The organism is Pseudoalteromonas sp. S1727 (assembly GCF_005886375.1).
Classification (GTDB): Bacteria; Pseudomonadota; Gammaproteobacteria; order Enterobacterales; family Alteromonadaceae; genus Pseudoalteromonas; species Pseudoalteromonas haloplanktis.
This window is the reverse complement of the sequence record NZ_PNDT01000116.1, coordinates 1-4,591: the sequence shown is the minus strand read 5'-3', so window position 1 is coordinate 4,591 and position 4,591 is coordinate 1. Positions and strand designations below refer to the sequence as shown.

Annotated in this window: 5 protein-coding genes and 2 tRNA genes; all 7 read left to right on the top strand. The window is 40.3% G+C overall.

Annotation, left to right across the window (positions count from 1 at the left end):
- The first annotated feature begins 44 nt into the window (after positions 1 to 44).
- The 7 genes from CWB85_RS19780 to prc all read left to right on the top strand — a co-directional run bounded on the left by CWB85_RS19780 (position 45) and on the right by prc (position 4,403).
- Positions 45 to 135 (top strand) — tRNA-Ser (locus CWB85_RS19780).
- Between the two features lie 53 nt (positions 136 to 188).
- A tRNA-Ser gene (locus CWB85_RS19775) sits at positions 189 to 279 on the top strand.
- Between the two features lie 142 nt (positions 280 to 421).
- Complete coding sequence (locus CWB85_RS19770; protein ID WP_016709611.1) at positions 422 to 817, top strand: hypothetical protein; 396 nt, start codon at positions 422 to 424, stop codon at positions 815 to 817.
- 125 nt (positions 818 to 942) lie between these two features.
- On the top strand, positions 943 to 1,404 hold the full coding sequence (gene msrC / locus CWB85_RS19765; RefSeq protein WP_016709612.1) for a free L-methionine (R)-S-oxide reductase MsrC: 462 nt from the start codon (positions 943 to 945) through the stop codon (positions 1,402 to 1,404).
- Entirely contained in the window at positions 1,401 to 1,679 is a 279-nt protein-coding gene (locus CWB85_RS19760; protein WP_016709613.1) for a hypothetical protein, read from the top strand. The genes msrC and CWB85_RS19760 overlap by 4 nt, the downstream gene beginning before the upstream one ends.
- A gap of 15 nt (positions 1,680 to 1,694) precedes the next feature.
- A complete protein-coding gene (gene proQ, locus CWB85_RS19755; protein ID WP_016709614.1) occupies positions 1,695 to 2,345 on the top strand; it encodes an RNA chaperone ProQ in 651 nt (216 codons plus the stop codon).
- Between the two features lie 27 nt (positions 2,346 to 2,372).
- Complete coding sequence (prc, locus tag CWB85_RS19750; RefSeq protein ID WP_016709615.1) at positions 2,373 to 4,403, top strand: carboxy terminal-processing peptidase; 2,031 nt, start codon at positions 2,373 to 2,375, stop codon at positions 4,401 to 4,403.
- The last annotated feature ends 188 nt before the right edge of the window (positions 4,404 to 4,591 follow it).

Here is a 4,591-nt window from a genome sequence, read left to right as displayed (position 1 = left end):
AAGCTTGAAAAAGCCCACTGCCTTCTCTATTATGCAGGCCGTGCGGAGAGATGGCAGAGTGGTCGAATGCACCGGTCTTGAAAACCGGCAGGGGTTTATAGCCCCTCTAGGGTTCAAATCCCTATCTCTCCACCACCTAATTCAAAATAGTTATGAGTACACTCTTGCTCGTGACTTATAAAAGTTTCGGAGAGATGGCAGAGTGGCCGAATGCACCGGTCTTGAAAACCGGCAGGGGTTTGTAGCCCCTCTAGGGTTCAAATCCCTATCTCTCCACCATATATTAAAACCCGCTTAATTAAGCGGGTTTTTTTATCTCTACAATTTTTATAGAAAATTACGACCATAGTCTCTATTTCGATGTTGTAAAACATCATGCATCCTTAGCACTTATCTCTTAGCCAGATTTTAAGGACGTATTATGAAACATCGGCTTGCGAAAAGTGTAGGTTTATCTTTGCTGTCACCTGTGATTATTGGCACTGCGCTCGGAATTTATTATGCGCTCACATTAAGTGGCGACCCAATGACGATTTTCTTCAATTTACTCATGAGTGCCATTGCCAACGCGCATATTGTTGGTTTGACTATGGCGGCATTTGTCGTGCCTGGTTATTTGTTAATGTATAAGTATGCAAAAGTGAATTACTCAGGAGTTCTAACTTTAGGCTTACTCGGTGGTGCAATATTTAGCTATTTACTTAGCGCCACTGGGGGAATGGTCTTTTTGATCAATACCACAATGTCGGCACTCGCAGCTGGGCTATTTTTATATGGCTTGAGACAAGGTGCAGTAAAACAACAATCACCTCAATAGCAGAATTATTAACCAAGCTTGCTGAAATTTAGGGCAAATTGTTTTTTTTTGCTTTGAAAAGGTTTCAATTATTGGCGACAAAGAGTACCTTTAGCTACTGTATGTTTGATAAGAAGTAGTTTGGTATGCAAAAGCAAGAATTTTACCAGTCATTAGTTAAACAAACTGAAGCGCTAATTACTGGTGAGCCGAATATTATTGCCAATATGGCGAATATCAGCGCATTGTTATTTACGTCACTTGATGATGTTAATTGGGCTGGGTTTTACTTAATGGACTCACCCACTGAATTAGTGCTTGGTCCGTTTCAAGGCAACCCTGCATGTATCCGTATTCCACTAGGAAAAGGGGTCTGTGGCACTGCTGCTGCAACTGCACAAACTCAACTTGTTGAAGATGTACATGCATTTGCAGGACATATTGCCTGTGATGCTGCGTCTAATTCTGAGATCGTAATACCTATCCATAAAAATGGTGAAGTATTTGCAGTGTTAGATATAGACAGTCCAAGTATTGCTCGGTTTGATGCAGATGATAAGCTAGGTCTAGAAGCACTGGTAGCGTGTTTTGAGGCAACAATTGCATGAAAGACTTAGTCAATGTACAGGATTATCTGTTTGCCGTCACTGATGTGGGTGACTGGGAAGGAGATGAAGAACATGTAGCGGAAACGCTCAATGATTTAATTCATATTGCTTGGGATCGTCTTCCTGATGATACGGAATGTGAATTAATTGATGAAATAATTAATGGTATTTGGGAACACCTTCGAGGTGATATGGCTGTAATTGAAGCCGACTTTGAAGAGTTGGTCGACTGGGTAACACACTACGTCGATTCGTCCCTTGATGAAAAGATGTGAAACATAGGTTCTAAAATGGAAACCACAAACAAGCTAAAAGATATTAATGAAGTGCTGGAATTTTTATATCAAGAATTTCCACAATGTTTTAAACAAAAAGACGGCATCAAGCCGCTGAAAGTAGGTATCTTTAAAGATATCGCTGAGCGAATTGAAGGCTCTGAAAAGGTAAGCAAAACGCAGGTTCGTCAAGCACTAAGAAAATACACGTCAAATTGGCGTTATTTAGAAGCTGTGACTAAGTCTGAGTTTCGTATTGATTTGGATGGTAATCACGGCGCTAAAGTTGAGCAAGAACACATAGATCATGCTCAAAAAGCCCTTGAAGAAAGCCGTGCGAAAATGGCTAAGCGTAAAAAAGCTCAGCGCCCACGTAATGATTCGGACACAAAATCTTACAAAAAGAAACCTGGTCAATTTAACAAATCAGCGGATAAAAACGCTAAAGTTAATTCTGCACCAGCGAAAGCTGCACCGGCTAAGCGTTCAGGAAAAATTGAACCTTTACCAGCAAGTGAGGTCAAGGTTAATAACAAAGTGAAAGTTAAGCTTGGCCAAGCCCTTGTTAATGCAGTTATCACTGAAGTGAACAAAGATGATGTTCATGTTGAATTGGTAACGGGCATGCAAGTTAAAACGAAAGCAGACAGCCTGTACATTATCTAAAGCTGTATTTAAATTAAGGAGTTGTGTATGAGTCAGAAGTTTACGCTCATTCCGTTAGTTGCGGCCCTCTATTCGGGCTTATTATTTGCAGCAGATGTTGCTGATGTTGTTACGGTAAAAGACTTACCTGTCCTTGCGCAAGAAAGTCAACATAGTACGGCTAGCAAACGGGTGACGAACTTATTTACTCGTGCACATTACAAACCAATTCGTTTTGATGACGCACTTTCAAGTAAAGTGTATGACCGTTATATCGAATCCCTTGATTTCAATAAAAGCGTCTTTTTGGCTGCGGATATTGCTTCATTCGAGCAATACCGCAACCAATTTGATAATGCGTTGACTACCGGCAAACTCGACTTTACCTTCGATATTTTCAATCTGAGTATGCAACGTCGTTTTGAGCGGTATGAGTATTCATTGAGTTTACTTGAAAAAGAAATGTCGTTTGACGAGGCCGATGAGTATTATTTTGATCGTGAAGACGTTGATTGGGCACAAACACAAGCCGAACTGGATGAGCTTTGGCGTGAACGTGTTAAATATGACGCACTACGTTTAAAAATGACTGGCAAAGATTGGGCCGGGATCAAAAAAGTACTAACAAAACGCTATCACAATGCACAAAAACGTTTAGTGCAAACTAATAGTGAAGATGCATTTCAGATAGTCATGAATTCATTTGCACGTAGCATTGAAGCACATACATCGTATTTATCACCACGTAGGGCTGAACAGTTTAAGATGGACATGGATCTTGAGCTTGAAGGGATTGGTGCGGTACTAAGCTATGACGAAGATTACACCGTCATTCGCAGTTTAGTCCCAGGTGGCCCTGCAGATAAGTCGGAGCAAATTAAGGCTGATGACCGTATCATTGGTGTCGCGCAAGACAAAGAAGAATTTGTTGATGTAATTGGCTGGCGTCTAGATGATGTCGTTGATTTAATCAAAGGCCCTAAAGGCACAAAAGTACGACTACAATACTTAAAAGGTGCGGATGATCACGGTGCTCCAAAAGTAGTGGAAATAACACGTGATAAAATTCGTTTAGAAGACCGTGCCGCAAAATCAGAAGTTTTTGAAGCAAAATACTCTGATTTAACCAGCAAAATTGGGGTAATTGAAATCCCCGGTTTTTACAATAATCTATCTAAAGATGTAAAAGTTGAACTTGCTAAGTTAAAAGAAGCCAAGGTTGATGGCATTATCATTGACTTACGTCAAAACGGCGGCGGCTCGTTATATGAAGCAACACAATTATCTGGTTTGTTTTTCGACCAAGGTCCTGTGGTGCAAATACACACTCTAAATAATCGTATTGAAGAGCAAAAAGATCGTGATGGTGTGACATTTTACGACGGCCCACTTACCGTATTAGTTGATCGCTATAGTGCGTCTGCCTCTGAGATCTTTGCAGCAGCAATGCAAGACTATGGACGAGCCATTGTTATTGGTGAACAAACATTTGGTAAGGGCACAGTGCAACAGCATAAAGGTTTAGGCCGTGCTTATGATTTATATGATAATCCTCTTGGCAGTGTGCAGTATACCATTGCAAAGTTTTATCGAATTAATGGTGGTAGTACCCAACATAAAGGCGTAATCCCAGATATTTCGTTCCCATCAGCAATCGATCCTGCAGAGTGGGGCGAAAGCCAAGAAGATAACGCATTACCTTGGGATAGCATTGTGCGTGCAAAGTATAATTCAGTTGATGACTTACATGCTGCAATAGCGTATTTAACGAAAGCACATGATGAACGCATAAAATCTGAACCTGAGTTTAATTATGTGCTTGAGGATATTACACGCTATAAAGAAGAAAAAGATCGGAAAACGATTTCACTTGTTGAAGCCCAGCGCATTAAAGAGAAAGACGAAGGTGAGGCACGTGCGTTAGTGCGTACTAATGAAAGACTCCTTCGCTTAGGTGAAAAGCCTGTGGAAAATCTTGATGATGTGCCTGACGTTTTAGACGATTTAGACCCATTCTTAGAAGAAGCTGCATTAATTACGCAGGACTACATTAAATTTGGTCGTGTAGCTAAGAAATAGGCTTGTTAATTAGATTAATTTAAAAGGCGCTTTTGCGCCTTTTTTACTGCCTAAAACTTTTGGTTTGGGTATAATACCAATCGACTTAAATATTTAATCATTCTAGCGGGCTAAATAAAGCGCTAACTGCGTTATAAATTTTTCATGTAGAACAACTACATGTCAAAATTTATGCCTTGTTATCACTC

What these genes read in the sequence shown, in the direction of transcription:
- CWB85_RS19770 (WP_016709611.1), top strand. Translation starts at nt 422, where the DNA reads ATGAAACATCGGCTTGCGAAAAGTGTAGGTTTATCTTTGCTGTCACCT.
- msrC (WP_016709612.1), top strand. Translation starts at nt 943, where the DNA reads ATGCAAAAGCAAGAATTTTACCAGTCATTAGTTAAACAAACTGAAGCG.
- CWB85_RS19760 (WP_016709613.1), top strand. Translation starts at nt 1,401, where the DNA reads ATGAAAGACTTAGTCAATGTACAGGATTATCTGTTTGCCGTCACTGAT.
- proQ (WP_016709614.1), top strand. Translation starts at nt 1,695, where the DNA reads ATGGAAACCACAAACAAGCTAAAAGATATTAATGAAGTGCTGGAATTT.
- prc (WP_016709615.1), top strand. Translation starts at nt 2,373, where the DNA reads ATGAGTCAGAAGTTTACGCTCATTCCGTTAGTTGCGGCCCTCTATTCG.